Below are 25,258 nucleotides of genomic sequence, written 5' to 3' on the forward strand. Positions count from 1 at the left end.
GTGGAGCGTGCACGCGCTCAGATAAGACGCCGCGCTCGAAAATGCAATCAGCGTCGCATCGCGATGCGAGCCACAAGCCAAGCGCAGACCATCATGATCAGGTCCACAAGCAGCCACAAGCGCAGTGTACCGGTATCGGACATGTCGAACGGCGTCAGATAGAGCGCGAGGCCGCTGAGCATATCTGGAAAGCCGACGATCAGCAGGGCTACGACATTGTTGGCGAAATGCAGCGCGATTGCGGGCCCCAGCGTTCCCGCGCGCGCGGTGATATCGGCCATCAGCAACCCGAAGAGCCCCGTCAGACCCACGATCAGCAGGGCGTTCTCCCCCGCCTGTTCGGGCGAGTAATGCCCGATTGCGAACAGGATCGACGGCACCAGCATCCAGACCAGAGGGCTGCGGAAACGTGCCGCGAGCGATTGCTGCAGATAGCCTCGAAACAGGATCTCCTCGGCGCTGACCTGGATCAGCACCGCCAGCAGCGACAGCGGCAACAGGGCAAGCCAGGACCCAAGCGACAGATTGGGCGTCAGCGGCGCGCCGAAATCATAGGGCGGCAGCAGAAAGACCGCCAGCATCAGCAGAAACAGGAGGCGGACCACTTGCCAGAACTGTCGAACCATCTGGCGGTAATCTCCGGTCACGCTTTGCAACCCGCGCCGTTGAAGTTGGCGCGCTGCCAGCACGACCCCCAGCGTCATGAAGCCGAAACAGCCCAGCAGCAGCAACATTCCGAACTGCGAATCGCCGGTGATGAAGGACAGGGCAAGCTCTTGTGATCCGGTTGCCGTCAGCATCCGCAGGACGACCGAATACCCCACAAAGAGGGTCACCGTGACGATTACTAGCCCCAGCAGCACACGCCAGATGGCCTGCCGGGGACGGCAGGGAGCGACCAGGCGTTCATGCGCGGCGTAGGGTGTATCAGTCATTGCCTGCGTCACCTGCTTTTTCGCGCGTCACGTCGGATACATCCGCGACGTCGAGATCGTAGCCGCTGTTGATGATGTCTTGAATACGCTCCCCAGCTCCCATCAGATAGCCCGCGACGGTTTCCAGAAGTTGCACCGCCACCTCGGCATCGCTTTCGATCACGGTACGGAATTCCTCGGCCCCGATTCTGAGAAACTTGCAGTCCTCGCGCGCCACCAGATCCATGCTGCGCGCGCGGCGCATGATGATCGACAGATCCCCGATCAGGCGGCCGGGTTCGATTATGCTGATGGCGCGCGCCTCGTCTTTCTGGCCGGGCCAATGCAGCAGAGCGCTTCCTTTGACACAAAGATAGGCGGCATCGGCCTGCTGCCCGGCGGCAAAGATGGTTTGGCCCTGCCCGACCTCATACCATTGCGCCGAATAGGCCAGAAGTTTCTGATTGCGGGCGTTGAGATTGCCGAATAGATCGGTGCCAGCGATGATGTTGAGCTTCCGGCTCAGGTCCGCCGCCCCGCGTTCGTCCAACCCATCCATCTGCCGCGCCGAGACGCCGTCAATGCGGCCGTTTTCGATGTCGATGAACAGGTCATAGGCTTCGGGATGGGCAAAGCTGTCTTCCATGAAGATCATGATGGATTTCGGCAACAGCTCGCGCAGGCGCTGCCGGGTCCGCAACCGGCTCTTGGAATCGTGGCTGGCCAGTGCTTTGTCGAGGATCAGGATATCAGGGCGCTTGATGCCCGCGCGGGAAAACGCGATCCGTTCCTGAAACACCGTCGGCAGGCTGTTCCCGCCCAGCCCAGAGGGCAGATCATAGATGATCGCGGCAAGGCGCCGCTGCAGCCCGGCCTCGGTCAATACGTCCGCGACCACATCCTCGATCTCTTCGGCGCGTGCGCCCGCCATTTGCGACACCAGCCCGAACAGTGCGTTTTCGGCTACGCTGAGCCGGGGCAGATAGCGATCCTCTCTGACGGTTTCGAACATGCCTTGCGATGCCTTGGTCAACCGTTCGGCATGGGCATGGCGCATGGCAAGGATCTTGTCCTTGAACGCGTCGGTGAAGCTTGGCCCGATCTGTTCGGCGGTCAGCAGGAAAGGAACCGTTACCAGCAACGCAGCCTCGTCATGGCTCGGGGCATCGTCGCCGCCCCGGTCGCGACGCTCGGCGATGTCCAGCAGTCGGTTATAAAGGGTTTCGTCCAGGCCCAGACGTTGGAACAGCGGGTGGTCGGTGCCGTCCCGACCGAATGTCTGTCTGAGTTCGTCCATTACGGTGGCGGCGATCAGCATGGCCTCGTCATCCAGGCCCAGCTCTTCCATCATCGAGATGAATTCGTCGTTTTGGACCAGTGCCTCGGCCGGAAGATCGCGGGTCGGCGCAGCGAAGAGCAGGTTGCCACCGATAGGTACTGCCGGATTAAATTTCTCCCGGTCGAAACGGTAGACCAGCTCATCCAGTTCGCGCGCTTTGAGCGCCTCCCATACCTTGCCGCGCAGCGCCACGATTTCACGCGCCAGCGCGCGGTGCAAATCTGGATCGAGCTTTGATCGCAGAGTGCGGCGCAGCATGAATTCGTCGATCCCCATCGCTTCGACCAGCTTGAACCACCAGTCTCGGATGCCCTCGCCGTCGGGCAGATCGGCAAGGCTGGGATCAAGCCAGTTCTCGTCCAGCGAATCGCCGCTATTGCCCGCACGCACGGCTTCGATCTGCTTGCGGTCGGGTTGGCGCGGATGTTCAAGGTCGCGCAATGGTTTTGCGCGCAGCGGCATCAAAAGGTTGTCGCCCATAGTGCCGTCAAACAGATAGGGTCGCGAATGGGCATAACCGACACGCGCGGCGATCACCGCCTGGTGCAGTTCTTTCACATTGTGCCCTGACAGGATCACATCACCATGCGAGGGCAGTATTTCGCGGGTCAGCAGCTGCGCCAGCGCGCTGCGCTCGGATTGTCGGCTGGACCGGATCGCCACCCGCGCACCGGGCGGTATGGTCATGTTGACGTCTTCCAGGATGGTGTTGCCGTCCCGGTCCCGCACGGTCACATTGCGCAGCTCGACCGCGCCGTTCAGATGCGGGATTTTACTTGGTTCTCCATCAAACAACTCGGGCGGGATCATGTTGCGCGGTGCAAAGCGTTCGGTCACGATCTCCCAGCGCAGCGACATGTCCTGAACCTGATTGTAATAGGTCAGCAGTTCCTTCCAGGGGCTCGACAGGTCCTTATAGGCCGCAAGCGCCGCCACCAGCGCACCCACCGTGATCTCACCCTTGATCGCCAGATATCCGCCCGCCGAATAGAAAAAGAACGGGGTCATCTGGGTGATCAGATTGTTCAGGAACTTCATGAAGAATTTCTTCTGATAGATCTTGAACCGGATATCGAACAGCTTGCCCAATCGGCTGGTGAAAATCGCCAGCCGATAGCGCCAGCCGCCATTGGCGCGTAGGTCCGAGATACCGGCCGCGCTTTCACCGATTTCCGAGGACAACCGGCGGACCTGCTGGATGCGGTCCTTGTTCAACAGGTTGATCTGCCGCTGCAGCATCGGGATCAGCCAGGCCTGCAGCGGGATCAGCGCGATCGAGGCAAGCCCGAACCAGACGCTTTGCATGAACAGGAAGGTCACGATGGTCAGCATCTGACCCAGCTGGAACACCGGCTGCGCCACCGCATCGCCCATCAACCCGCCCATTGGCTCGGCCTCGGAAGTGATCATCGAGACCAGTTCGCCCTGGCTGGTAGTCGCGAAATAGGGACGGGGAAAGCGCATCATGCGGCTGATCAACTGATAGCGCAGCCGCCGCAGCATCCGTTCCGACAGCACGCCCTTCATCGTGTTGATGCGCATTTTCATGAAACCGCTGGCGATGACCGTGGCCAGAAACGCGAAACACAGCACTAGCAGGTACTGCACCTGCGTCAGGTCGAGGCCCCACAGATTGATCACATCGGTGGTTGCGCCAATGGCGTCGTTGATGATGCGCTTGGGCAGTTCCAGCGAGGCATAGAGGAACGGAAATGAGATGATTGTCAGCAGCAGCAGGAATAGCTGTTGCCGTTTCGAATGTTTCCAGATGAATGAAAACAGTGTGGGTTCCATCACCCGTCCCTCGTTTCAGGTAAAATCTTCCACGGCGTGGCGCGGAAATTCCACTGTCACCGGATTGACGGACGGTAAGCACTGGTCCGGTGGATTACAAGACGCGGGGATCAACGGATTTCCATGACACTTGTGTCGCCCGCAGCAGGGGGCTATTGCCATCTGAACCATTCTTCCGGGAGTCCAGCCATGCTCAAGCGCAAGTTCGACAAGACCAAATTGCCCAGCCGCCATGTGACCGAGGGGCCAGAGCGCGCGCCGCACCGGTCATACCTTTATGCGATGGGGATCAGCGAGGATGAGATTCATCAGCCGCTGATCGGCGTGGCGACCTGCTGGAATGAAGCCGCGCCCTGCAATATCTCTCTGAATCGTCAGGCGCAGGCGGTGAAGCTGGGCGTCAAGGCCGCCAGCGGCACCCCCCGCGAGTTCACCACCATCACCGTCACCGACGGGATCGCGATGGGGCATGAGGGCATGCGCTCGTCTCTGGCCTCGCGTGAGGCAATTGCCGATACGGTCGAGTTGACCATGCGCGGGCATTGCTATGACGCCATCGTCGGTCTGGCAGGCTGCGACAAGTCGCTGCCGGGAATGATGATGGCAATGATCCGGCTCAACGTGCCTTCGGTCTTCATCTATGGCGGCTCGATCCTGCCGGGTCGGCTGGAAGGCAAGGACGTCACCGTGCAGGACGTGTTCGAAGCCGTTGGCCAGCATCAGGCGGGCAACATGACGACCTGCGAGTTGGAGAAGCTGGAACAGGTGGCCTGCCCCAGCGCCGGGGCCTGTGGTGGCCAGTTCACCGCCAACACCATGGCCTGCGTGTCCGAGGCCATCGGGCTGGCGCTGTTCAACTCATCGGGCGCGCCTGCGCCTTATGAGAGCCGCGACCAATATGCCGAGGCGTCCGGTGTCGCGGTAATGAACCTGATCGAAAAAGACATCCGCGCCCGCGATATCGTCACGCTGAAATCGCTGGAAAACGCCGCGCGCATCGTAGCCTGCACCGGCGGGTCTACCAATGCCGGTCTGCACCTGCCGGCCATGGCACATGAGGCGGGGATCGATTTCTATCTGGAAGACGTTTGTGAGATTTTCCGCGACACACCTTACTTCGTCGACCTGAAACCGGGCGGGCAGTTCGTGGCCAAGGACCTCTATGAGGCGGGCGGCGTTCCTGCGGTGATGAAAGAGCTCAGCAAGGCCGGGCTGCTGCATGAGGACTGCATGACCGCATCAGGTTATTCGGTTGGCGAAGAGCTGGAAAAAGTGGATCGCGCCGCAGATGGCCGTGTCATTCATCCGGTCGAAACCCCACTCTCGACCACCGGCGGCGTTGTCGGCCTGAAAGGCAACCTGGCCCCTGAAGGCGCCATCGTGAAAATCGCGGGGATGAGTGAGGAACAACTCAGCTTCACCGGCCCCGCGCGCGTTTTCGAATGCGAGCAGGACGCCTTCGAAGCGGTACAGAAGCGCGAATATGAGGAAGGCGACGTGTTCGTCATTCGCAACGAAGGCCCGGCGGGCGGCCCCGGCATGCGCGAGATGCTGGCGACCACGGCGGCGCTCAGCGGTCAGGGCATGGGCAAGAAGGTGGCGCTGATCACCGATGGCCGCTTCTCGGGCGCGACGCGCGGCTTCTGCGTGGGCCATGTTGGCCCCGAGGCGGCGCATTGCGGTCCTATCGCACTGCTCAAAAACGGCGATATGATCACGCTGAACGCCATTGAAGGCACCATCAACGTCGATCTGTCCTGGGAAGAGCTGGAAGAGCGCAAAGACGCCTGGAAAGGTCCGCGCGAAACAATCTATGCCTCCGGCGCGCTTTGGAAGTATTCGCAGCTGGTCGACAAGACCTATAAGGGCGCGGTGACCCATCCCGGCGGTAAGGCGGAAAAGCATGAATATATGGACCTCTAAGGTCCGTATTGCCGCCCTGGCCCTTGCCCTGCTCGCCGGTTGCGACGAGATCGGCGGGCTGGAGCAGGGTCAATCCCTGCCCACATCCGTGGTTCTGGCGGGCGGTGATATCGTGCTGCGCGCGCCACACGGCTATTGCGTTGAGCAGCGCTCTGTCCGGAGCGGCAAGAACAACAGCTTTGCCCTGCTGGCGCGCTGCGACGCACTGGGTGCCGGCAGGGGTTCTGCCAGCCAGGGATTTGCGCTGATCACGGTCACCACCGAAGCCCGCGCTGATGCGATCCAACCGGATACCGACGCGATCGCACGCTCTGCCGCCCCGGCCAAACCCGGGACCAGCCGCCGCTATGGCGACCTCGCGATTGTGCGTTTCGACGAGACGGCCCATCGGGTGCGTGGCGCGAGCCCGCAGGTCTGGCGCACCGCATTCGTTGAGAATGGCAATGTGGTCGCGCTGGCGCTTTACGCCGAAGAGGGCAGCCCGATGCTGGGCGATCGGGGCGCGCGCATGCTGTCCGAATTGGCCCGGCGCACCCGCGCAGCCAGCGCCCAGATTGCGCCGGATCAGGGTTGATCACACTTCACCCAGACAAAAAAACCACGATCGACGCGTTATTGTGTTTATCTGGCTGGCGTCCTTTCGGTAGACAGGGGGACAACATGTCATCAACGGCAGACGGAAAATGAGCAGGGTTCTGGATCGGTTGTTCCACAATCGCACGCTGCGGCGCTGGGAGCTGGCGGCACAGCAGGCGGGTGATCTCGACCTGCCGACCCTGCGCCAGCAGCGCAACCAAGCGCGCGCGCTGCGCAAGCATCTGGACCAGGTGATTCATACGGCAGACGGGCGTCTGGCGCGGCCTGAGATCGGATCTTCGTTCTTTTCCAAGCCACATGGCACCGATTGGTCCTGGCGACCCGAGCTGTGGCGCGGGCCCTTGCCGGTATCCGGGATCGCCTCGGCCCGGAACCGGTCGTCGCTTGGGGGCGAGGTGACGCTGTTTCACGACTGCAGCCAGTCCGAACTGACCCTTCGGCAATGCCGCAATCTGCGGGAAGAGGACCTGGCCCCTTTCGGCTTACGCATGGATGTGCTTCGCTTCGAGGGGTCGTTCCTGTCGCTGGTGGTCGACTTTCCGCCTGAGGCCACGGTGGGGCTGTCGCGCGGGCATCTGATCCGAGTCGATACCACGATCGCCTCGGAAAAACCCATCGAGATCTTTGCCCGGCTGAACATCCGCCATGGTCCCAACACCGAACAGATCACCCGCGAATTGCCGCTGGGCGACGAGGAGGTGATGGTCGAGTTCGACCTCGCCTATTCCCGTCTGAACGAAAAACGTATCGAGAAGATCTGGCTCGACCTAATCTTTGAGGCACCCGATTTCAATCAGGTTGTCATCCGCGACCTGACCCTGTGCCGGGTCCGCCGCGCCGCATTGTAAGGGGGCCGCATGAGCGAGCTGACACTCACCAAGATCCGGCTGCGCAACAGCGTCTGGGAAGGCCGCCTGACCGGCGCACCGGCCGGCCAGCGCCCCGAGATTGCAGTGCGCCATCACGATGAGCCGGTCGAAACGGTCGAGTTGACCGAGGATGAGAGTGGTGATTGGGATCTGAAGATCACCATACCGGCGCTTGCGATTGCCGACGGTGTCCAGAGCTTTGTGATCTTCGACCCGGCGACGGGTGCCAAGCTGGGCGATTTCACCCTGATCGCGGGCGAGGCGGCCTCAGAGCATCTGCGCGCCGAGGTCGATCTGCTGCGCGCCGAGCTGGACATGCTGAAGCGTGCCTTCCGGCGTCATTGTATCGAGACCAGCTAGGGCCTGAAACGGCACCCTATCGTTCGAGCCGATCCATGAGCCGCATGGCCCGGATGGCGGTTCCCATACCGGCCAGTTTGAACGCACGCAGCGGGAAACGGCGCGGCGGGGTGATCGGAAATGGCAAGCTTTCGGGCGGCGCGCCAAGGGCGCGTTCCGCCAGAACGCGACCCATCACATGCGACATCGCCACGCCCCTTCCATTATATCCCAGGCCGATCAGCAGGCCGGGTTCCGGTTCGTGCAGATGCGGCAGATGATCGTCGGTGATGGCGATGGTTCCACCCCATTCGTGGCTCCACTCGGCCTGCTCAAGCTGTGGATAGACACGGCACGCATCGCGTTTGAGCCAATCAAAGCCGCTCAACCCGCCCCGTTTGTCCATCCGGCCCAGACCGCCATAGACCATGCGATTGTCCGGCTCGCGACGCGCATACATGATCACTCGGCGACTGTCCGAGATCGTGTGCCCCTCGGGCAGGATTTCCGCCGCAACCGAGTCGGGCAGCGGGGCGGTGGCGATCTGGATGGGCGTCATGGGAATGATGGTCTTTGGCAAGTCCGGCAGCAGCGCCGCACTGTAGCCATTGGTGGCCACGATCACCTGTTCGGACGTGATTGCGCCGTGCGGGGTGCGGATCGTCCAGATGCCATCGCGGCGCTCAAGCGCCTGCGCCGGGGTCTGTCCGAAAATCCTCGCCCCCCGCGCTTTGGCCGCGTGCGCCACACCGCGCGCCAGCATCAGCGGCTGCACCGCGCCGCCGCGCGGGGTCAGTACGCCATAGCCATAGGCCTCGGTGCCCGTTTTTTGCAACAGACCGGTACCCGAAAGCATCTCCATCGCCGCGCCAAAACGGTTCCAGGCGTGAAGGTCTGCCTCGGCCTTGCGCCGCGCACCATCGGAATGCAGCACCCGGAGCCAACCCGCCTGCCGCGCCTGGCAGTCGATCTGGTATTTGTCGATCAGCGTAAAAAGCTCATCGGCGGAGTTCAGCGAGGCCACTGCCAGTTGCTCGAACCGGGCAGAACCGACCCGCTTCTGCAACTGGGCAGGCGAATTGAACGGCAGCATTGGATTCACCTGCCCGCCATTGCGCCCCGATGCGCCCCAACCAACATCGCCGCTATCGATCACGGCAACCTCCGACCCGGCCTCTGCCAGCGCCAGCGCCGCCCGCAGGCCGGTGAATCCTGCCCCGATGATTGCAACATCCGTGCGCAGACTGTCCTTCAAGGGTGGGTTGGGGTCACTCGATGGCGCTGTGTGAAGCCAGAGCGATGCGGGCCAGGAGACGGATGTGATGCTCATGATCTCTCACAATGCAGAACTATGGTTCCAGTATGTGAGAGCCTTGATCATCCTGTCAATCGTCTTAAGCCAACGCCGCGCCTCCGATCCGGTCCGAAATGGCGCGCGCCGTTTCCTGCACTCTTGCGGCAAGGGCAACGAAACCGTCCTGGTCAATATGGGCGGTGAGGGTCCAGAGCGACAGGCAGGCGGCGACCTTGTTCTGTTCGTTCCAGATCGGTGCGGACATGCCCATGACCTGCAGGAATTCTTCGCGAATCGCGGTGGCATATCCGGCCTCTTGAATGCGCGGCAACTCGGCTAAAAGCGCATCAGAGGAGGTATGCGTAAACTCAGTGTATTTTTCAAAGGATGCCGAATCGAGATAGGTCTGCAAGCGCCTGTCCGACATCTGCGACAGAAACATCTTGCCCGCCGCAGTGCAGTGCAGCGGCGCGCGGTCTCCGGCGCGGGGGGCATAGCGGACGGCGTCGAAATTCACTGTTCTGAGATACAGGATCGCATCCTGATCGAGCACCACCAGCGCCGCGTTCATCCTGGTTTCTTCGCTCAGCCGGGTCATCGGGTCCGCCGCCGCCTGTTGCAGATCCGACCGGTTCCAGGCCGCGTGCGCCCATTGATGAAACCGGGATCCGGTCTTGTAGGTTCTGCTTTCCGGGTCATACTCGACAAGACCTTCGCCTTGCAGGACCGCCAGAATCCGGTGGCAGGAACTTTTGACAAATTGGGTGTCCGCTACGACCTCGGAAAACGCCATCGGTTGCCGGGCATGGGTGAGTACGTCCATGATGATGGCACATTTGGTGACGATCGAACTTTCAGCGGATCTGCCCATCCATGGCTCCTTTCTATCTCGGGCAATGTGGAACCGGTGGTCGCTGAAGGTTAAAAATTGACCAGTTCGGCCCCAACAAAGCGGGGTCTTTCGAGAAAAAAGTTGACGTTTCGCAGAGTCACTGAATACTCTTTTATTTCAGAACGCAAGTTCTGCATAACGATAGATGGGGGCCCACTTACATTCGAACCACGCGCTGTGGACCAAAAGACAAAGCCGCTTGCGTGGGTCATAATAATGGTGCGGCACACCTTACGAAATTGCCCAACAGGAGGACAAGATGAAGAAGACACTAGCAACATTGGCTGCATCCGGGATGCTCGCTATTGCGGGTCAGTCGGCGGTGGCACAGGAAGAGATCACGGTGGCCTACTTCCTGGAATGGCCGATGCCATTCCTGGCGGCCAAGGCTTCGGGCGCTTATGACGAGGCACTTGGAAAGAAGGTCAACTGGGTCTCCTTTGAGACTGGCACAGCGATGAGCGCAGCCATGGCCTCGGGAGATGTGCAAATCGCGGTGTCACAAGGCGTTCCGCCCTTCGTGGTCGCTTCGTCAGGCGGGCAGGACATTCAGGTCGTGGATGTGGCCGTCAGCTATTCGGACAATGACAACTGTGTGGTGCATGCCGATCTGGAAGTCGACAAAGATACCGCTGGTGAACTGGCCGGCAAGAAAGTGGCTGTTCCGCTGGGCACTGCGGCGCATTACGGCTTCTTGCGTCAGATGGACCATTTTGGCATTCCGCTCGACAGCCTTCAGATCGTTGACATGCCCCCACCGGAAGGCGCCAATGCGCTTGGTCAGAAAGCGGTCGACTTTGCTTGTGGCTATGGCGGCGGCCTGAGCAGCATGCGCGAACACGGCAACGTGCTGTTGACTGGCGGCGAAAAGGAAGAACTCGGCATTCTGGTGTTTGACGTGACCTCCTCGCCCGCGTCCTACATTGCCGAAAATGGCGATGTGGTCGCGACGTTCCTGAAAGTAACCGCTGATGCAAATGCGGAATGGAATGCCAACCAGAGCGACGAAATGCTGGCTGTGATTGCAAAAGAGTCGGGCATGGACATCGAAGCCGCAAAAGGTGCGATTTCGACCATGAAATTCCCGTCTGTTGAGGACCAGCTTTCTGAGACATGGCTTGGCGGAAACGCTGCGGCATTCATGAAAGGCGTCGCAGATGTCTTTGTGGAAGCCGGATCGATCGACTCTGCGCTCGACAGCTATGAGGACGCAGTCAACACGGGTCCGCTCAGCGCAGCGTCCGGTTCATAACACCTGGTTGCCTGGCGCGAAGACTGCTTTGCGCCAGGCAATACTGAGACGCCGGGAGAACAGCGCGAGTTCCCCGGCATTTCAATTTGGCAATCGACAGGTGAGGACGGATGACCGGACTATCGATACAAGACCTATCCATGCGCTTTGAGCTTCCCAATGGCAGTGCCGTTCAAGCCCTCGAAAACGTGTCCATGGAGTTGAAAGAAGGCGAGTTGCTGAGTGTTCTCGGACCTTCGGGATGCGGCAAGACAACCTTGCTGAACATCGTTGCCGGGTTTCTGGCACCGACAAGTGGAAAGCTCATACTCAACGGCCACGAAATCACCGGCCCGGATGCCGAGCGTGGCATGGTGTTCCAGAAAGGCGCATTGTTCGAATGGATGTCAGTGCGTGAAAATGTCGGCTTTGGCCCAAAGATGAAGGGGATGCCGGAAGGTGAAAAAGCCGAAATCGTTGACCACCTTCTGGACGTTGTCGGCTTGCAGGACTTCAAGGAAAAGGCGGTTTACGAATTGTCTGGCGGTATGCAGCAGCGTGTGGCGCTGGCGCGGTGCCTGGCCAACGACCCCGATGTCATCCTCATGGATGAGCCCTTGGGCGCGCTCGACGCGCTGACCCGCGAGAAAATGCAAAGCCTCGTGCTGAAGCTTTGGAAAGAGACCGGGAAGACAATCATCCTGATCACCCATTCGGTGGAAGAAGCGCTCTTGCTGGGCGAGCGGTTAATCGTCATGGCGCCACGTCCGGGTCGTATTCACAAAGAATACAGGCTTCCCTTTGCTGAACTGGGGGTCGGGGCCGATCTGCGCGAAGTAAAGAAACATCCCGATTTTGCCCCCAAGCGTGAGGAAATTCTCTCGATGATCTGGGACATGGAAGAAGAAATCATGGGACGCACGGAGGACGCCGCATGACCGGATTTTTTGTTCTCTTCATTTATCTCGGGATCTTCGCTGCGTCGTACTTCATCGTGACAAAGGTTGTTCATCACGCAACGATTCGGGATTACACGTCGCTTAAGACGGTGACATTCGGCGATGAAAGCGCGGTTCGACCGAACCGGGTGGCCGGTATCATCTCGATCATCACCATCTTCTTTATCTGGGGAATGTTCACGGGCTCGGCCCTGTTACCCAGGTTCCTCCATGCACCGGCCCCGTTCGTAGGCACGACGGAGTTCACCTATACGGTAGAGGCAAACGGGGAAACAGATGATGCGACCGTTACGGTCGTCGTCTATCCCCGCGACGAAAAGGTGGACCCGCCTGAGGTCGATCCAGGTGAAGGGCTTGCCAAGAACGACTCGATTGCAATCGCGCAATGGAGAACGGGTTTGCTCCGCGTCGACAATAACGACGATGTCAGCAAGGCTGATGGCGCGGAAGTAATCGCAATCAACGGCCAGCCGATCCAGCGCGGTGAGACCGTCCAGATCGAAAACGGGTCTGTCACATTATCCGACAAGGGCACGCCGAATATTGCGCCCAGCCGTGGCTGGCAGATGGAACCGCTATATCTGCCTCCTCCGGAAGAGGTCTGGAAGAGGACCGTGACCGTTCTGAGCGAGGGGTTCCGAAACTTCACCCTATGGGAACATCTGGGCTATTCACTGTTCCGCGTTATCGCCGGTTTTCTTTTGGGTGCACTTGTCGGGATACCGTTGGGGTATGCGATGGGCCTGAGTGATTGGTTCCGCGGCTGGTTTGATCCCATCGTGGAATTCATGCGCCCGGTGCCGCCGCTGGCCCTGATCCCGCTGGTGATCATCTGGTTTGGCATCGGTGAGGGAGGCAAGATCATCCTGCTGTTCCTTGCGGCTTTGTGGATCATGGCCATCGCGGCGCGATCCGGCGTGTCGGGTGTGAATATCTCGAAGGTGCATGCCGCCTATTCACTTGGCGCAAGCAAGTGGCAGATCATGCGCTATGTGATCATCCCCAACTCTCTGCCCGAGATATTTACCGGCGCGCGAGTGGCGATGGGCGTCTGTTGGGGCACGGTTGTTGCTGCGGAACTGGTTGCCGCGGAACAAGGTGCCGGCATGATGATCATGGTCGCGTCGCGGTTCCAGAATACCGATATCGTGATCCTCGGTATTATCCTGATCGGTATCATCGGATTTGGTATCGACATGCTGATGCGATGGGCCGAGCGCATATTGGTGCCTTGGAAAGGCAAGAGCTGATCCACTGAAAACCGTCGCCGCGAGGGATCGCGGCGGCGGATATCTCATGCAACGCATGCGATGACTACGAGCATCCCGGCAGGGTCAGCTGCCCATCTCCAGCGTCCACCAGATCTTGCCGCTGCTTTCCTGAAACCACGAAAAGCCCATGTTGCGGGCCTGCGGGTCCATGATGACCGACCGGGTGCCAGGCTGTTCCATCCAGGCCGAAAGGGTTTCCAGCTCGGTCTCGTAGGATTCCGAGATTGCCTCACCCAGGAACTGGCCAAAATATCCCGCCCGCTGCGCGCGATCCAGCGGCGACGACCCGTCAGAGCCAAAATGCCAGGGCCGGTTCTGCACCGACATGTCACGCGCATGCGTCGCAGCCGCCGCGTTAAGCTGTGAATTCAACTGCACCGTCGGCAGCCCTGCAGCCGAGCGCAGGGAATTGACCGAATCAAGCATCCGGAACTGGACCTTCGATCCATCGCCCCTGATTCGGTACACGCCAGAGCCGTTGTTCTCATATGAGGGCGTGCAGGCGGCAAGAGCCCCCATCAGCATCCCGACAAGCAAAACTAGACGCAACATCCTGTCACCTTGAGCCGTTTCTTTACCGGCAGATACAGCGAGCCGCGCTCAGGTGCAAATGCGCGTGTGCAACACAGCGCCCAAGAGATGCGGTTTGATTTGCGACTGAGGCTTTCCGGCAATATCATGCCGGACAGGTTCTTTTGTTCTGAATTGAGGTCCAAAGCTATGAAGCGGAAATGCATTCCCCCCCAAACTCGGCGCGGTTTTCTCGTCGGAGCGGCGTCGATGCTGGCAACGCCTGCGCTGGCTCAATACATTCCGGGCGATCCCCTGCGGCCCGCGCCAGAAGAGGAACCACCCGTCGATCGCAACATCTCGAGCTTTCGCGCGCTTAGCTGGCAGCCCTATTTCTCGAACACCAGAAACGGTGCGATTCTCGTGGATACGCAGTCGCGCGCGCTGCATTACTGGTCCGAAGATCAGTCTGTTTACAAGCTCTACCCGTCTTCTGTTCCACTGACCGAAGACATGACCCGGCGCGGACGCACAAGCGTGATCCGCAAGGTCGAAGGCCCCACCTGGGCACCGACCCCGTCGATGAAGAGGCGCAACCCGGAATGGCCCGATTTCATTCCAGCGGGTCCGGATAATCCGCTGGGGACCCACGCGCTTTATCTGAGCTGGAAATACTATCGTATCCACGGTACCCATGACACGCGCAAGATCGGCCGCCGGTCATCCAATGGCTGTATCGGGCTCTATAACGAGCACATCGCCGAGCTTTTCTCGATGACGAATGTGGGCACGCAAGTGTTGCTAATTTGACGACATTTGACGGTTCAAAGGTGGAGAATGGGCAACAACCATTTGCAATCCCAGCTTATAGTTGCTTAGAAAACCTCACGAGGTAAGTCTTGAGAGTGCGGTCTGGGAATTCCGAATCGCACGCATCCTGGAGGTTAATATGAAGAAACTCGTTCTCGCCGCTGCCCTGACTGCTGCAGCTTCGACCGCATTCGCCGGTAACCTGGAAGAGCCCGTTGTTGAGCCGCCGGTCATCGTTGAAGAGACCCAAGGTTCGTCGGGTGGCATCTGGCTGCCGCTGATCCTGCTGGTCATCGCGGGCGCGGCTGTCGCAGCCAGCTAAGCTGACGATACAAGATCTGGAAAAAGGCGGTGGCATGAGCCCCGCCTTTTTTCTTTCGCTGGATCAGTCCAGCCAGCCCTTCAGATTGTCCTCGATCACTTTGGACAACGCCGCGATATGCGCCGTGTCATCATTGAGGCAGGGAATATAGGTGAAGGCCTCGCCACCGGCCTCTTCGAAGCTCTCCTTGATCTCTTCGTTGATCTCTTCCAGCGTCTCGATGCAATCGGCCGAGAAGGCGGGCGCGCAAACGGCGATCTTCTTCTTGCCTTGCCGCGCCAGATCAGCCACGTGATCCACGGTATAGGGTTTCAGCCACTCTTCAGGCCCGAAGCGCGACTGGAAGGTCGAGACGATATCGGTATCGGCCCAGCCCAGACGCTCTTTCAGCAGGCGCGTGGTTTTCACGCATTGGCAATGATATGGGTCGCCCTGCTGCAGATAGCGCTCGGGCATGCCGTGATACGAACACACAAGTATGTCGGGCCGGTCATCGAGCTTGGCATAGGTCGTCTCGATCGATTGCGCGAGCGCGTCGATATAGGCGGGTTCGTCGTAATAGGCGGGCACCGTCCGGCTTGAGGGTTGCCAGGCCTCTTCCATCAGTGCCCGAAAGAACTGATCGTTTGCAGTGGCCGAAGTGGCTCCGGCATAGTGCGGATAAAGCGGGAAGAACAGGATGCGGTCGCATCCGGCCTCGACCATCGCGCGGACCTTCGATTTGGTCGACGGATTGCCGTAGCGCATACAGAAATCAACCATCACCCTGTCGCCGTAACGCGCGTGCAGCGCCTCGGACATCTTTGTGGTCTGGTCCTCGGTGATCGTCATCAGCGGGCTTTCGCCGCGGTCATGGTTCCAGATCGACTTATACGCTGCGCCCGAGGTGAAAGGCCGTTTCGTCAGGATGATCAATTGCAACAGCGGTTGCCATTTCCACGCCGGATAATCGATCACCCGCTGATCCGAGAGGAACTCGTTCAGGTATCGCCGCATCGGCCAGTAGGTATAGTTGTCGGGTGTGCCCAGGTTGGCCAGCAGAATGCCCACCTTGCCCATGCGGATCGGCGGGTGATCTGCCGGGGCGTGTTGCGGGCGGGCAGCGGGCTGGGTGGCGTCTAGCATCTGGGTGTCCTGGCTTTTGAGTGTTGTCTTTGCAGATAAATGGAATGTTGCTGGCGTCAATCGGGCAGTTTTGTCTCACCCGTGCCCAGCGCTGCCGCGAGTCGCATGGTGGCAGAGCCCGGGCGCAGCGGTTTCGGCTGGCTGTCATCGGGTGCCCAGCCGGTCAGGCACAGGATCTCGAACGTGGCGGGCAGCCTTTGGTCGGGTTGGGCAACATGGTCGGCATAGAGCCTGTTGGCCTGCTCAAACAGCGCACGCCGGGTGAAATGGCGGTCGCGGGCGGTCAAGATATTGGTTTCGCCCATGGCGCGCAGGTCCTGCATCAGGTGGCGTAGATCGCGATAGGCTGCGGTCAGGGTGAAGCTATCGGCCACCGGCAGGGCCAGCCCGGCACGCTGCAGCAGCGCACCGAGGTCGCGAATCTCGGCCATGGGCGCGATACGCGGGCTGAGGCCGCCACGGGCCTCGATCTCGGCCTGAGCCAGAACAGCGCGCAACTCGTGCAGGGTCTGCCCGCCCAAGCTGACGCACAGAAACAGCCCATCGGGCCGGAGCGCACGGCGGCACTGGATGATCTGGCCCACCGGATCATTGGCCTGATGCAGGGCCATGGCATGGATCACCAGATCATGTTCCGAACCGGGCAGGTCCAGAACCTCGCCATCCTCGACGATCCGCGCGTTGGGGAACTGCGCGCGCCAGATCGTGGGGAAAGGCGTCACGATTGCGATATCCGTAAACACTCTCTTAACCAGCGACAGGCGATCCTGCACCTCGGCCAGGGCGGCCTCGTGCAGGAACAGCGCATCTGCTTGCACCCGACGACGGCGCTGAAGCAGGGCGGGTCGGTCGAACAGGGCCGGTGTATCAGAAGGTGGCAATCTCATGGCGCGCAGATAACTCATGTGGGCAGGAATTCAAACCGCGCTAGAGATGATCTATCCCCCCCGCTGCGTCAGTTGCGGAGAGCTGGTGACCAGCGATTTCGGGCTTTGCGGCTCATGCTGGCGCGACACGCCACTGATCACCGGCACGATCTGCGAAAGCTGCGGGCTGCCACTGCCCGGCGAGGTGGACGGCCACCGCATCGAATGCGACGATTGCATGCAGACCCCGCGCCCTTGGCAAGACGGGCGTGCGGCGCTGACCTATACGGGCCGGTCGCGCAAGATGATCCTGGCGCTGAAACATGGCGACCGGCCCGATCTGGCCCGGCCCGCAGCACGGTGGATGACGCAGGCGGGTGGGCGGATACTGCAACCGGATCGCCTGCTTGTCCCGGTGCCGCTGCACTGGTCGCGCCTGCTCAGGCGCCGCTATAATCAATCCGCACTGCTGGCCACGCATCTGGCAGCTCTGAATAACCTGCCCACCTGCCCGGATATGCTGCTGCGCACCCGCTCCACCCCAAAGCTGGACGGCAAGACACGTGACCAACGCACAGCGCTGCTGACAGATGCCATCCGCGTGAATCCGCGCCATGCAGCGGGCCTTGTAGGGCACGACGTGGTGTTGGTGGATGATGTGATGACTTCGGGCGCAACCCTGACGGCCTGCGCTGAAGCCTGCCTGAACGCGGGGGCAAATCATATTTTCGTGCTCACTCTGGCGCGCGTTGCCAAGGATGCCTAGTTGCCCGTAGATTGCCGCGACTCAAGGGAACAAGACATGAAACCGGTTGAAATCTACACTTCTCCGCTCTGCGGGTTCTGCCACGCTGCCAAACGCCTGCTGACACAGAAAGGTGTCAGCTTTGACGAGATCGATGTGCTGCGAAACCCAAAGCGCAAACCCGAGATGATCGAGCGTGCCCGCGGCAGCCGCACGGTGCCGCAGATCTTTATCGGTGGCGCACATGTTGGCGGCTGTGACGATCTTCACGCGCTTGACCGTGCGGGTAAGCTCGACAGCCTTCTCACCGCCTGATGCGCACCGCCCTGCTGCAGATCACGTCTTCGGACGATCCTGCCGCGAATCTCGAAATGGTTCGCGGTCTGTTTGGTGATGCAGCAGGTCAGGGGGCCTCGTTTGTGCTGACGCCCGAGGTCACCAACTGCCTGTCAACCAGCACGACTCACCAGCGCGCCGTCCTGCACCATGAAGAGGATGACCCGACGCTTGCCGCCCTGCGCGAGCAGGCCGCCGCGCTAAAGATCTGGCTGCTGATCGGTTCGCTCGCGCTTAAGACCCAAGACACGGATGGCCGCTTTGCCAACCGGTCGTTCCTGATCGACCCTGACGGGGCGGTCGTGGCACGCTATGACAAGATTCACATGTTCGACGTGCAGGTGTCCGAGACCGAAATGTACCGCGAATCGGCGAATTACCGGCCCGGCACGCGCGCGGTGGTGGCCGAGATGCCCTTCGGCAAGCTGGGCCTGAGCATCTGCTACGATCTTCGCTTTCCCCATCTCTACGCCGCGCTGGCGCAGGCAGGCGCGCAGGTCTTGACGGTTCCGGCGGCGTTTTCGCCGGTCACCGGTGCGGCGCATTGGCAATCGCTGCTGCGGGCGCGTGCAATCGAAACCGGGTGCTACGTTTTGGCACCCGCCCAAACCGGGACACATCCGACCAGCCGGGGCAGACAACGCACAACCCATGGCCATAGTCTGGCGATTTCACCCTGGGGAGAGGTGCTGATCGACGCAGGGACCGATCCGGGCATTCACATTTTCGATCTGGATGTTAGTTCTGTGACAGAGGCGCGCCGAAAAGTGCCTTCGCTCTCCCATATGCGCCATTTCGATGGCCCTTAACCCAGATCCGAAATGAACGACGATACCAATTCCCTTGCGGCTTCGCTATTTAGCGAAATCCTCACCTCGGACCAGTTGCTGCGCAACCGGCTGAGCCGGGTGTTGCCCAAAGGGATGGAGATCTCGCATTTCTCGGTGCTCAACCACCTGGTTTTTGTGGGGGATGAGCGAACACCTGCGCAACTGGCCGGAACGTTCCACGTCACCCGCGGGGCCATGACCAATACATTAGCCAAGCTAGAATGGGCGGGCTATGTGCATATCCGTCCCGATTGGGACGATGCGCGGCGCAAGATGATCGCGATCAGCCCCGCCGGGCGGCGGGCGCGGGATCAGGCGATCTCATCCATTACGCCGCTCATCAACGCGTTTGTCGACGATTTGGGTATTGAACGGGTGCGCAACGTGCTGCCCGTGTTGCGCGATCTGCGGCTGAAACTGGAAAACGAGTAGCCTCAGACGGGTTTCACGCTGGCGGTCACGTAGTTGACGCTCAGATCGCGTGCCGAGATCGACCAGGACCAGAGCAGCGGGTTGAACACGAACCCCTTGCGGTCCACCGGTTCCAGCCCCGCCTCACGCAGCAGGTCAAAGAGTTCATCTGGGGTGATGAACTTTGACCACTCATGCGTGCCGCGCGGCAGCCAGCGCATGACCACCTCGGCCCCGAAAATCGCCATTGCGTAGGATTTCGGGTTGCGGTTGAGGGTTGAACAGACCTGCAGCCCACCGGGCCGCAACAACTGCTGCGTCGCGGTAAGATAGCTCAGCGGGTCGGCGACATGTTCGACAACCTCCATGTTGAGGACCACGTCGAACTGCTCTCCGGCCTCCGCGAGCGCTTCGGCGGTGGTGTGGCGGTAATCGATCTCCAGCCCGGATTGCTCGGCATGGACCTGTGCGACGGGGATGTTCCGTTCGGCGGCGTCCGCGCCGACAACATCCGCCCCCAGCCGCGCCATCGGTTCGCTGAGAAGCCCGCCGCCGCACCCGATATCGAGCAGGCGCAGCCCGACAAAAGGGGCCGGCGCGGTCAAATCACGCTCAAACTCGGCCGCGATCTGCCCGGTGATATAGTCCAGCCGGCACGGGTTGAGCATGTGCAGAGGCTTGAATTTCCCCGCCGGGTCCCACCATTCCGCTGCCATTGCCTCGAATTTGGCAATTTCTGCCGGGTCAACGGTGGATTGATAGACTTGCATTCCCGTCTCCGTATGCTCTTTTACCGCTTGAGCACTATATAGGGCGGTAATGGACAAGTATCCCGACCAAAAGCGCGCAGTTCAGTATCTTTATCCGCCGATCGATCCGTTCGATCAGCGCATGATCGATGTGGGCCAGGGACACCGTATCTATGTGGAACAATGCGGAAATCCCGATGGCAGGCCTGTCGTGGTTCTGCATGGCGGGCCGGGTGGCGGGTGCAGTCCGGCGATGCGGCGCTATTTCGATCCGGACGTGTACCGGGTGATTCTTTTTGACCAGCGCGGCTGCGGTCGCTCGCGCCCGCATGCCTCGGTTCAAGAGAATACAACCACACATCTGGTGTCGGATATCGAGGTGATTCGCCGACAGCTGGAGATCGATAGCTGGGCCGTATTTGGCGGCAGTTGGGGCGCAACGCTGGCCCTGGTCTATGCGCAGGCGCATCCCGACCGGGTCGCGCATCTGATCCTGCGCGGCGTGTTCCTGATGACGCGGGCCGAGTTGGACTGGTTCTATGGCGGCGGCGCGGGCAAGTTCTGGCCCGAACCCTGGGCGCGTTTCTCTGCTCTCATTCCAGAGGATGAGCGCGACGACATGATCGCCGCCTATCACCGCCGCCTGTTTTCCGGCAATCTGCAGGAAGAGACCCGCTATGGCCGTGCCTGGTCGGCCTGGGAGAATGCGCTAGCCTCTATTCATTCCAACGGGTCGACAGGGGAAAGCCCCGGTGATTATGCCCGCGCCTTTGCCCGGTTGGAGAACCACTATTTCATGAACGATGGCTTCCTGGAATTTGACGGGCAGATTCTCGCCAATATGGACCGGATCGCGCATATTCCCGGACATATCGTGCAGGGGCGCTATGACATGATCTGCCCGCCCACCTCGGCCTGGAAACTGAGCGAGCGCTGGCCCAATTGTCAGCTCAAGATGGTGCGCAATGCCGGTCACGCCCTGTCAGAGCCTGGCATCAGCGCCGAGTTGGTGCGTATCATGGACCGTATCGCGGAGCAGGGAACATGACCCGGCTCGACCGTCGTGCCCTTTTTGCCTCTGGTGCCGCCGCCGCCTTGCTTGCGGCAACCGGGTTGTCGGCACAGGCCGGACCGCGCGCAGGGGGCACCCTGCGCCTTGCGGTTCCGCGCGAGGGCGATGCGCTGGGCCTGATCGCCCGGCGCGCAGTTTTTGAAACACTGACCGAGATCGGCCCTGACCGTGCCTTGCGCGGCGAGTTGGCAAGCGCCTGGGAAAGCGATGCCGATGCGCGTGTCTGGCACTTCGATCTGCGTGAGGGTGTCCGTTTTCATGATGGCAGCCCGTTGCAAGCCGCGGATGTGATCGCCTCGCTGGCGCGGCTGCCACATCTGGACTCGGCGCACGAAATCTTGCCCGGACGCCTGCGGCTGGAGGTGGCAGAGCCGATGCCGGACCTGCCACTATTGCTGGCCGAGGATCACTTCCTGATCGCGCCAAACGGGCAGTTTGGGGCGACGCTTGCCGACGCGATCGGAACCGGCTGCTATCGCGTGACTGCCGCGCGTGAAGATCGCCAGTTCCGGACCGTTCGCGTAACGGATCATCACCGCCAAGGCCATGCGGGTTGGGCTGACGCGGTCGAGATCATCGTGATTCCCGACCCAGCTGTGCGCGCCGAGGCGCTTTGCGACGGGTTTGTCGGCGTGACCGTGCTGCCGCAGGCAGAAACGATCAGGGCGCGCGGCGACTATCGCTGCCACCCCTCTGCCGATGACATGCAGATCGCCTTTGCGCCGCAGGTCGGCACCCCGGCTCGGATCGGTCAAACAACCTCGCTGGGTGATCTGCGCATCGCCGAGCGCTGGTGGCTTGTTGAGACCTGATCGCACATCTGCCTGACAGACAAAGACTGACCGGGGCTTCTGGCGGCCCCTGCGACGTAGGCCTTATTCTACATATCTTGCGCTCACTCCCTGCTGAGACACCATATCTGCGTCGGTATTTTCCAAGCTCAGGAAATTTATGCAACCGGTTGCAAAAATGGAAATTGCCGTTACAGTAAATGATGCTCGTGGGAGGAGCCGCTCTGAAATGATATCGTTTGGCCTGAACCATATGACAGTACCGCGCGTACCTGCGAGGGACCTGCTGGGTATGGCAAGCGCTCTGGGCTGCACCGGTGTCGAGTTCCGCAACGATCTGAACGGCCCGCTGTTTGACGGCGAAGACCCCAAAGATATCGGGGCCGCCGCGCGCGAGGCCGGGCTGCGCATTCTGGCGCTGGCAGAGGTCAAAGCGTTCAACGACGCCCCATCGGACAAACTGCCCCCCGCGCTTGATCTGATGCAGATGGCTGCTGCTTGCGGTGCCGAAGGGGTTGCGCTGATCCCACAGCTGGCGACGGGGCCAAGTGGACGCGACAGGCAGCGTCTGGCCCTGCGCGCGGCCCTAGAGGTGCTGCAGGCCCCGCTTGAAGATCACGGTCTGACCGGGCTGATCGAACCGCTGGGCTTTGCCCACAGCACCTTGCGTCTCAAGAGGGATGTCGTGGCCGTATTGGACGACATGAACCGACCCGCCTGTTTCGGAATCGTGCATGACACGTTCCATCATCATCTGGCTGGCGAGGACACCTTCCAAGCCCAGGCGACAGCGCTGGTACATATCTCTGGCATCACCGACCTGGCCCCAACATCGGAACAGATGATCGACGCGCATCGCGTGCTCGTGGATGCGGATGACCGTCTGGGCAACCTGCCCCAGTTACGCGCCTTGCAGATGGCAGGCTATGAGGGGCCCGTTTCGTTCGAGGCCTTCGCGCCCGAGATTCACAACATGACCCAACCCGCCGAAGCGCTGGCGCGGTCACAGGAATTCATCACATCACATCTGGCCCGGAGAGCCGCCTGATGGGCGTGATGGTCAATCGGCCTCGAAACGAGGTCCCGGTATCAAGGCAACGTGCGCCGGGCACGATCCAAGGGAGGAACCTATGAAGAAACTACTACTCGCCAGCGGCCTCGCCGCACTGATGGGCACATCCGCAATGGCCGAAACCATCGGGGCCAGTATCGCGCGGTTCGACGACAACTTCCTGACCGTCATGCGCAACGGCATGACCGAACACGCAGCATCGCTGGATGGTGTAGATTTGCAGGTCGAAGATGCCACCGATGATGTGGCCAAGCAGTTGGATCAGATCAACAACTTTATCGCTTCGGGCGTTGATGCGATCATCGTGAACGCCGTCGATACATCCGCAACCCAGGCGATGACCGATGCCGCTGCCTCTGCAGGTGTGCCGCTGGTCTATGTCAACCGCGAGCCTGCAAATGTCGACACCCTGCCCGAAAATCAGGCTTTCGTGGCGTCGAACGAGATCGAATCCGGTACGCTAGAGAGCTTTCAGATCTGCCGCAACCTGCGGGCAGAGGGCAAAGCCGGCGGTGCCAAAGGGTATGTTCTGATGGGCCAACTCTCCAACCAGGCTGCCGTTCAGCGGACCAAGGATGTGCATGACGTGGTCGGCATGGACATGTGCAACTTCATGGAAATCATCGACGAGCAGACTGCCGAATGGTCGCGCGACAAGGCGCAGGACCTCATGACCAACTGGCTGTCCTCGGGCGAGGATTTCGACTTTGTCATCGCCAACAATGACGAGATGGCAATTGGTGCGATCCAGGCCATGAAAGCCTCAGGCATCGACATGGCCACTGTCCAGGTCGGTGGTGTGGACGCCACACAGGATGCTTTGGTTGCGATGCAGGCTGGCGATCTGGACGTAACCGTATTTCAGGACGCCCATGGTCAGGGCGCAGGCTCGGTTGATGCCGCATTGGCGCTGGCCCGTGGCGAAGATCTGGATCAGAAAGTCTACATTCCGTTCAAGCTGGTGACGCCCGACAACGTCGCCGATTTCCTGTCGCGGAACTGATCCGACAGACCAAGAACGGGCAGAGCGGCACTGTACCGCTCTGCACTAATAAGACCTATTCGCGACATCACCTATTCAATCGAGGGACACCTGATGGCTGAAGAATCCCACGGTATCGGCGGGCTAAAATACGACAAGTCCAAACGGTCCTGGCCAGGCGAGGTGAATATCTTTTTCGCCCTGATCATAATCATCCTCATCTTCGAAGCGCTCGGTCAGTTGCTTCCGTATATGCGCGGTCAAAGCATGTTGTTTGACTTCAACACCAACCGCGACGGAACCATCCTGAATATCGCCCGGATCAAGATCATTATCCTGCAGGTGGCGATCATCGGGATTATCGCGCTGGGGGTCACGCAGGTGATCATCTCGGGCGGGATCGACTTGTCATCGGGGCCGCTTGTGGGCGCGACAGCGATGATCGTGATGTCCTTTGCCCAGACCGAATTGGTAAACGGGCAGTTGAACCCAAAGGCGGTGTTCGGGGCCTGGGCTTTTGATCTACCTGTGCTCATACCCGTAATAGTCGGTTTATGTTTCGGGGCGTTCATAGGGGCCATAAACGGCTCACTCATTGCATTCACCGGCATTCCGCCCTTCATTGCGACGCTGGGCATGTTCCTGATCTGCCGGGGCATCGCCCAGTGGTGGACCCGCGGTCAGCCCGTGTCCTTCCCTACCGAAAGCTATGCCTGGCTGGGGTCAGGGATGATGCCGGTGGTGTGGTTCCTGCTGCTGGCGTTTCTGTTCCACTTCGTGCTGAAATTCACGGTCTACGGCAAACACACCTACGCAATAGGCTCTAACGAGGCAGCGGCACGGATGTCGGGCATCAACGTGCGCCGCCACAAGGTCATGGTTTACATGATCGCCAGTATGCTCGCCGCCTTTGCCGCGATCATCCTCAGTTCCAAGAACCTGACCGCGCAGACCGGCATGGGCCAGTTCTATGAGCTGTTCGCGATTGCCATGGCGGTGATCGGTGGGGTCAGTCTGACCGGCGGGCGCGGCTCGATCATAGGTACTGTTCTGGGCGCCATGGTGTTCGGCGTGATCCAGTCCGGTTTCACCTATATCAAGCTCGATGCGTTCTATCAGCTCATGGCCATGGGAGCGATCATCATCAGCGCCGTGGTTCTTGATCAATGGCGCCAGAAAAGCGCCGCGGCCAAGGCTTAGGGAGGAGGAACTGAT

Annotated in this window: 26 protein-coding genes; 18 read left to right on the top strand and 8 right to left on the bottom strand. The window is 60.5% G+C overall.

Going from position 1 to position 25,258, the window contains the following annotated elements; translation table 11 throughout:
- Nucleotides 1-47 precede the first annotated feature (47 nt).
- A complete protein-coding gene (locus tag Q5Y75_RS22475; RefSeq protein ID WP_306201766.1) occupies nucleotides 48-935 on the bottom strand; it encodes a CPBP family intramembrane glutamic endopeptidase in 888 nt (295 codons plus the stop codon).
- Nucleotides 928-4,047: an ABC transporter transmembrane domain-containing protein gene (locus tag Q5Y75_RS22480; RefSeq protein WP_306201768.1), complete on the bottom strand. Its 3,120-nt coding sequence runs from the start codon at nucleotides 4,045-4,047 to the stop codon at nucleotides 928-930. The genes Q5Y75_RS22475 and Q5Y75_RS22480 overlap by 8 nt, the downstream gene beginning before the upstream one ends.
- Nucleotides 4,048-4,236: 189 nt before the next feature.
- On the opposite strand from Q5Y75_RS22480, the gene ilvD reads away from it, so the two are divergent.
- The 4 genes from ilvD to Q5Y75_RS22500 all read left to right on the top strand — a co-directional run bounded on the left by ilvD (nucleotide 4,237) and on the right by Q5Y75_RS22500 (nucleotide 7,796).
- Nucleotides 4,237-5,970, top strand: coding sequence for a dihydroxy-acid dehydratase (gene ilvD, locus Q5Y75_RS22485; RefSeq protein ID WP_306201770.1), 1,734 nt, complete (start codon nucleotides 4,237-4,239; stop codon nucleotides 5,968-5,970).
- On the top strand, nucleotides 5,951-6,544 hold the full coding sequence (locus Q5Y75_RS22490) for a hypothetical protein (protein WP_306201773.1): 594 nt from the start codon (nucleotides 5,951-5,953) through the stop codon (nucleotides 6,542-6,544). The genes ilvD and Q5Y75_RS22490 overlap by 20 nt, the downstream gene beginning before the upstream one ends.
- Before the next feature lie 109 nt (nucleotides 6,545-6,653).
- Nucleotides 6,654-7,415 (top strand): DUF6478 family protein, encoded by a 762-nt coding sequence (locus tag Q5Y75_RS22495; RefSeq protein WP_306201775.1) that lies wholly within the window; start codon nucleotides 6,654-6,656, stop codon nucleotides 7,413-7,415.
- Nucleotides 7,416-7,424: 9 nt separating this feature from the next.
- Nucleotides 7,425-7,796, top strand: a complete 372-nt coding sequence (locus Q5Y75_RS22500; protein ID WP_306201777.1) for a hypothetical protein — start codon at nucleotides 7,425-7,427, stop codon at nucleotides 7,794-7,796.
- Nucleotides 7,797-7,812: 16 nt separating this feature from the next.
- On the opposite strand, the gene Q5Y75_RS22505 is transcribed toward Q5Y75_RS22500, so the two are convergent.
- Both Q5Y75_RS22505 and Q5Y75_RS22510 read right to left on the bottom strand, forming a co-directional pair.
- Nucleotides 7,813-9,105: an NAD(P)/FAD-dependent oxidoreductase gene (locus tag Q5Y75_RS22505; protein WP_306201778.1), complete on the bottom strand. Its 1,293-nt coding sequence runs from the start codon at nucleotides 9,103-9,105 to the stop codon at nucleotides 7,813-7,815.
- A gap of 64 nt (nucleotides 9,106-9,169) precedes the next feature.
- Nucleotides 9,170-9,940: an IclR family transcriptional regulator gene (locus Q5Y75_RS22510; protein WP_306201780.1), complete on the bottom strand. Its 771-nt coding sequence runs from the start codon at nucleotides 9,938-9,940 to the stop codon at nucleotides 9,170-9,172.
- A 280-nt stretch (nucleotides 9,941-10,220) separates the two neighbouring features.
- On the opposite strand from Q5Y75_RS22510, the gene Q5Y75_RS22515 reads away from it, so the two are divergent.
- The 3 genes from Q5Y75_RS22515 to Q5Y75_RS22525 all read left to right on the top strand — a co-directional run bounded on the left by Q5Y75_RS22515 (nucleotide 10,221) and on the right by Q5Y75_RS22525 (nucleotide 13,401).
- Nucleotides 10,221-11,213, top strand: coding sequence for a taurine ABC transporter substrate-binding protein (locus Q5Y75_RS22515; protein ID WP_306201782.1), 993 nt, complete (start codon nucleotides 10,221-10,223; stop codon nucleotides 11,211-11,213).
- Between the two features lie 110 nt (nucleotides 11,214-11,323).
- Nucleotides 11,324-12,130 carry a taurine ABC transporter ATP-binding protein gene (locus Q5Y75_RS22520; protein ID WP_306201784.1) on the top strand — a complete coding sequence of 269 codons (807 nt, stop codon included), beginning with the start codon at nucleotides 11,324-11,326 and terminating at the stop codon, nucleotides 12,128-12,130.
- Nucleotides 12,127-13,401, top strand: coding sequence for an ABC transporter permease (locus Q5Y75_RS22525; RefSeq protein WP_306201786.1), 1,275 nt, complete (start codon nucleotides 12,127-12,129; stop codon nucleotides 13,399-13,401). The genes Q5Y75_RS22520 and Q5Y75_RS22525 overlap by 4 nt, the downstream gene beginning before the upstream one ends.
- Before the next feature lie 84 nt (nucleotides 13,402-13,485).
- Here Q5Y75_RS22525 and dalA read toward each other — a convergent pair whose 3' ends face one another.
- Nucleotides 13,486-13,974 (bottom strand): divisome-associated lipoprotein DalA, encoded by a 489-nt coding sequence (dalA, locus tag Q5Y75_RS22530; RefSeq protein WP_306201788.1) that lies wholly within the window; start codon nucleotides 13,972-13,974, stop codon nucleotides 13,486-13,488.
- Nucleotides 13,975-14,142: 168 nt separating this feature from the next.
- Here dalA and Q5Y75_RS22535 point away from each other — a divergent pair, with 168 nt between their 5' ends.
- Both Q5Y75_RS22535 and Q5Y75_RS22540 read left to right on the top strand, forming a co-directional pair.
- Nucleotides 14,143-14,742, top strand: a complete 600-nt coding sequence (locus Q5Y75_RS22535; RefSeq protein WP_306201790.1) for a L,D-transpeptidase — start codon at nucleotides 14,143-14,145, stop codon at nucleotides 14,740-14,742.
- A 139-nt stretch (nucleotides 14,743-14,881) separates the two neighbouring features.
- On the top strand, nucleotides 14,882-15,064 hold the full coding sequence (locus Q5Y75_RS22540; protein WP_306201792.1) for a hypothetical protein: 183 nt from the start codon (nucleotides 14,882-14,884) through the stop codon (nucleotides 15,062-15,064).
- A 63-nt stretch (nucleotides 15,065-15,127) separates the two neighbouring features.
- Here the strand turns inward: Q5Y75_RS22540 and hemH are convergent, their stop codons facing one another.
- Together hemH and Q5Y75_RS22550 are read right to left on the bottom strand one after the other, a co-directional pair.
- Nucleotides 15,128-16,189: a ferrochelatase gene (gene hemH, locus Q5Y75_RS22545; protein ID WP_306201794.1), complete on the bottom strand. Its 1,062-nt coding sequence runs from the start codon at nucleotides 16,187-16,189 to the stop codon at nucleotides 15,128-15,130.
- Nucleotides 16,190-16,245: 56 nt separating this feature from the next.
- Complete coding sequence (locus Q5Y75_RS22550) at nucleotides 16,246-17,076, bottom strand: class I SAM-dependent methyltransferase (protein ID WP_306201796.1); 831 nt, start codon at nucleotides 17,074-17,076, stop codon at nucleotides 16,246-16,248.
- A 16-nt stretch (nucleotides 17,077-17,092) separates the two neighbouring features.
- Between Q5Y75_RS22550 and Q5Y75_RS22555 the strand changes: the two genes are divergently transcribed.
- Genes Q5Y75_RS22555 through Q5Y75_RS22570 form a run of 4 tightly spaced genes read left to right on the top strand, consistent with a single transcriptional unit; the run spans nucleotide 17,093 to nucleotide 19,398 of the window.
- Nucleotides 17,093-17,821 (top strand): ComF family protein, encoded by a 729-nt coding sequence (locus Q5Y75_RS22555; protein ID WP_306201797.1) that lies wholly within the window; start codon nucleotides 17,093-17,095, stop codon nucleotides 17,819-17,821.
- 36 nt (nucleotides 17,822-17,857) lie between these two features.
- Entirely contained in the window at nucleotides 17,858-18,115 is a 258-nt protein-coding gene (grxC, locus tag Q5Y75_RS22560) for a glutaredoxin 3 (RefSeq protein ID WP_306201799.1), read from the top strand.
- A complete protein-coding gene (locus Q5Y75_RS22565; protein WP_306201800.1) occupies nucleotides 18,115-18,945 on the top strand; it encodes a carbon-nitrogen hydrolase family protein in 831 nt (276 codons plus the stop codon). Before grxC ends, Q5Y75_RS22565 begins: the two co-directional genes overlap by 1 nt.
- A gap of 12 nt (nucleotides 18,946-18,957) precedes the next feature.
- Nucleotides 18,958-19,398, top strand: a complete 441-nt coding sequence (locus Q5Y75_RS22570; RefSeq protein ID WP_306201802.1) for a MarR family winged helix-turn-helix transcriptional regulator — start codon at nucleotides 18,958-18,960, stop codon at nucleotides 19,396-19,398.
- Nucleotides 19,399-19,400: 2 nt separating this feature from the next.
- On the opposite strand, the gene ubiG is transcribed toward Q5Y75_RS22570, so the two are convergent.
- Entirely contained in the window at nucleotides 19,401-20,147 is a 747-nt protein-coding gene (gene ubiG, locus Q5Y75_RS22575; RefSeq protein ID WP_306201804.1) for a bifunctional 2-polyprenyl-6-hydroxyphenol methylase/3-demethylubiquinol 3-O-methyltransferase UbiG, read from the bottom strand.
- Between the two features lie 49 nt (nucleotides 20,148-20,196).
- Between ubiG and pip the strand changes: the two genes are divergently transcribed.
- From pip to Q5Y75_RS22600, 5 genes are all read left to right on the top strand, one after another.
- Nucleotides 20,197-21,174 carry a prolyl aminopeptidase gene (gene pip / locus Q5Y75_RS22580; RefSeq protein WP_306201807.1) on the top strand — a complete coding sequence of 326 codons (978 nt, stop codon included), beginning with the start codon at nucleotides 20,197-20,199 and terminating at the stop codon, nucleotides 21,172-21,174.
- On the top strand, nucleotides 21,171-22,010 hold the full coding sequence (locus Q5Y75_RS22585; RefSeq protein ID WP_306201809.1) for an ABC transporter substrate-binding protein: 840 nt from the start codon (nucleotides 21,171-21,173) through the stop codon (nucleotides 22,008-22,010). Before pip ends, Q5Y75_RS22585 begins: the two co-directional genes overlap by 4 nt.
- Nucleotides 22,011-22,218: 208 nt before the next feature.
- Complete coding sequence (locus Q5Y75_RS22590; protein ID WP_306201811.1) at nucleotides 22,219-23,037, top strand: TIM barrel protein; 819 nt, start codon at nucleotides 22,219-22,221, stop codon at nucleotides 23,035-23,037.
- Nucleotides 23,038-23,119: 82 nt separating this feature from the next.
- Entirely contained in the window at nucleotides 23,120-24,064 is a 945-nt protein-coding gene (locus tag Q5Y75_RS22595; protein ID WP_306201813.1) for a sugar ABC transporter substrate-binding protein, read from the top strand.
- A gap of 93 nt (nucleotides 24,065-24,157) precedes the next feature.
- On the top strand, nucleotides 24,158-25,243 hold the full coding sequence (locus Q5Y75_RS22600) for an ABC transporter permease (protein WP_306201815.1): 1,086 nt from the start codon (nucleotides 24,158-24,160) through the stop codon (nucleotides 25,241-25,243).
- Nucleotides 25,244-25,258 lie beyond the last annotated feature (15 nt).

It is taken from the genome of Ruegeria discodermiae (assembly GCF_030758345.1).
Lineage (GTDB): Bacteria > Pseudomonadota > Alphaproteobacteria > Rhodobacterales > Rhodobacteraceae > Ruegeria_C.

Bases quoted from the DNA above. Each gene is read 5' to 3' on its own strand.
- Q5Y75_RS22475 (WP_306201766.1), bottom strand. From the start codon at position 935: ATGACTGATACACCCTACGCCGCGCATGAACGCCTGGTCGCTCCCTGC.
- Q5Y75_RS22480 (WP_306201768.1), bottom strand. From the start codon at position 4,047: ATGGAACCCACACTGTTTTCATTCATCTGGAAACATTCGAAACGGCAA.
- ilvD (WP_306201770.1), top strand. From the start codon at position 4,237: ATGCTCAAGCGCAAGTTCGACAAGACCAAATTGCCCAGCCGCCATGTG.
- Q5Y75_RS22490 (WP_306201773.1), top strand. From the start codon at position 5,951: ATGAATATATGGACCTCTAAGGTCCGTATTGCCGCCCTGGCCCTTGCC.
- Q5Y75_RS22495 (WP_306201775.1), top strand. From the start codon at position 6,654: ATGAGCAGGGTTCTGGATCGGTTGTTCCACAATCGCACGCTGCGGCGC.
- Q5Y75_RS22500 (WP_306201777.1), top strand. From the start codon at position 7,425: ATGAGCGAGCTGACACTCACCAAGATCCGGCTGCGCAACAGCGTCTGG.
- Q5Y75_RS22505 (WP_306201778.1), bottom strand. From the start codon at position 9,105: ATGAGCATCACATCCGTCTCCTGGCCCGCATCGCTCTGGCTTCACACA.
- Q5Y75_RS22510 (WP_306201780.1), bottom strand. From the start codon at position 9,940: ATGGGCAGATCCGCTGAAAGTTCGATCGTCACCAAATGTGCCATCATC.
- Q5Y75_RS22515 (WP_306201782.1), top strand. From the start codon at position 10,221: ATGAAGAAGACACTAGCAACATTGGCTGCATCCGGGATGCTCGCTATT.
- Q5Y75_RS22520 (WP_306201784.1), top strand. From the start codon at position 11,324: ATGACCGGACTATCGATACAAGACCTATCCATGCGCTTTGAGCTTCCC.
- Q5Y75_RS22525 (WP_306201786.1), top strand. From the start codon at position 12,127: ATGACCGGATTTTTTGTTCTCTTCATTTATCTCGGGATCTTCGCTGCG.
- dalA (WP_306201788.1), bottom strand. From the start codon at position 13,974: ATGTTGCGTCTAGTTTTGCTTGTCGGGATGCTGATGGGGGCTCTTGCC.
- Q5Y75_RS22535 (WP_306201790.1), top strand. From the start codon at position 14,143: ATGAAGCGGAAATGCATTCCCCCCCAAACTCGGCGCGGTTTTCTCGTC.
- Q5Y75_RS22540 (WP_306201792.1), top strand. From the start codon at position 14,882: ATGAAGAAACTCGTTCTCGCCGCTGCCCTGACTGCTGCAGCTTCGACC.
- hemH (WP_306201794.1), bottom strand. From the start codon at position 16,189: ATGCTAGACGCCACCCAGCCCGCTGCCCGCCCGCAACACGCCCCGGCA.
- Q5Y75_RS22550 (WP_306201796.1), bottom strand. From the start codon at position 17,076: ATGAGATTGCCACCTTCTGATACACCGGCCCTGTTCGACCGACCCGCC.
- Q5Y75_RS22555 (WP_306201797.1), top strand. From the start codon at position 17,093: ATGTGGGCAGGAATTCAAACCGCGCTAGAGATGATCTATCCCCCCCGC.
- grxC (WP_306201799.1), top strand. From the start codon at position 17,858: ATGAAACCGGTTGAAATCTACACTTCTCCGCTCTGCGGGTTCTGCCAC.
- Q5Y75_RS22565 (WP_306201800.1), top strand. From the start codon at position 18,115: ATGCGCACCGCCCTGCTGCAGATCACGTCTTCGGACGATCCTGCCGCG.
- Q5Y75_RS22570 (WP_306201802.1), top strand. From the start codon at position 18,958: ATGAACGACGATACCAATTCCCTTGCGGCTTCGCTATTTAGCGAAATC.
- ubiG (WP_306201804.1), bottom strand. From the start codon at position 20,147: ATGCAAGTCTATCAATCCACCGTTGACCCGGCAGAAATTGCCAAATTC.
- pip (WP_306201807.1), top strand. From the start codon at position 20,197: ATGGACAAGTATCCCGACCAAAAGCGCGCAGTTCAGTATCTTTATCCG.
- Q5Y75_RS22585 (WP_306201809.1), top strand. From the start codon at position 21,171: ATGACCCGGCTCGACCGTCGTGCCCTTTTTGCCTCTGGTGCCGCCGCC.
- Q5Y75_RS22590 (WP_306201811.1), top strand. From the start codon at position 22,219: ATGATATCGTTTGGCCTGAACCATATGACAGTACCGCGCGTACCTGCG.
- Q5Y75_RS22595 (WP_306201813.1), top strand. From the start codon at position 23,120: ATGAAGAAACTACTACTCGCCAGCGGCCTCGCCGCACTGATGGGCACA.
- Q5Y75_RS22600 (WP_306201815.1), top strand. From the start codon at position 24,158: ATGGCTGAAGAATCCCACGGTATCGGCGGGCTAAAATACGACAAGTCC.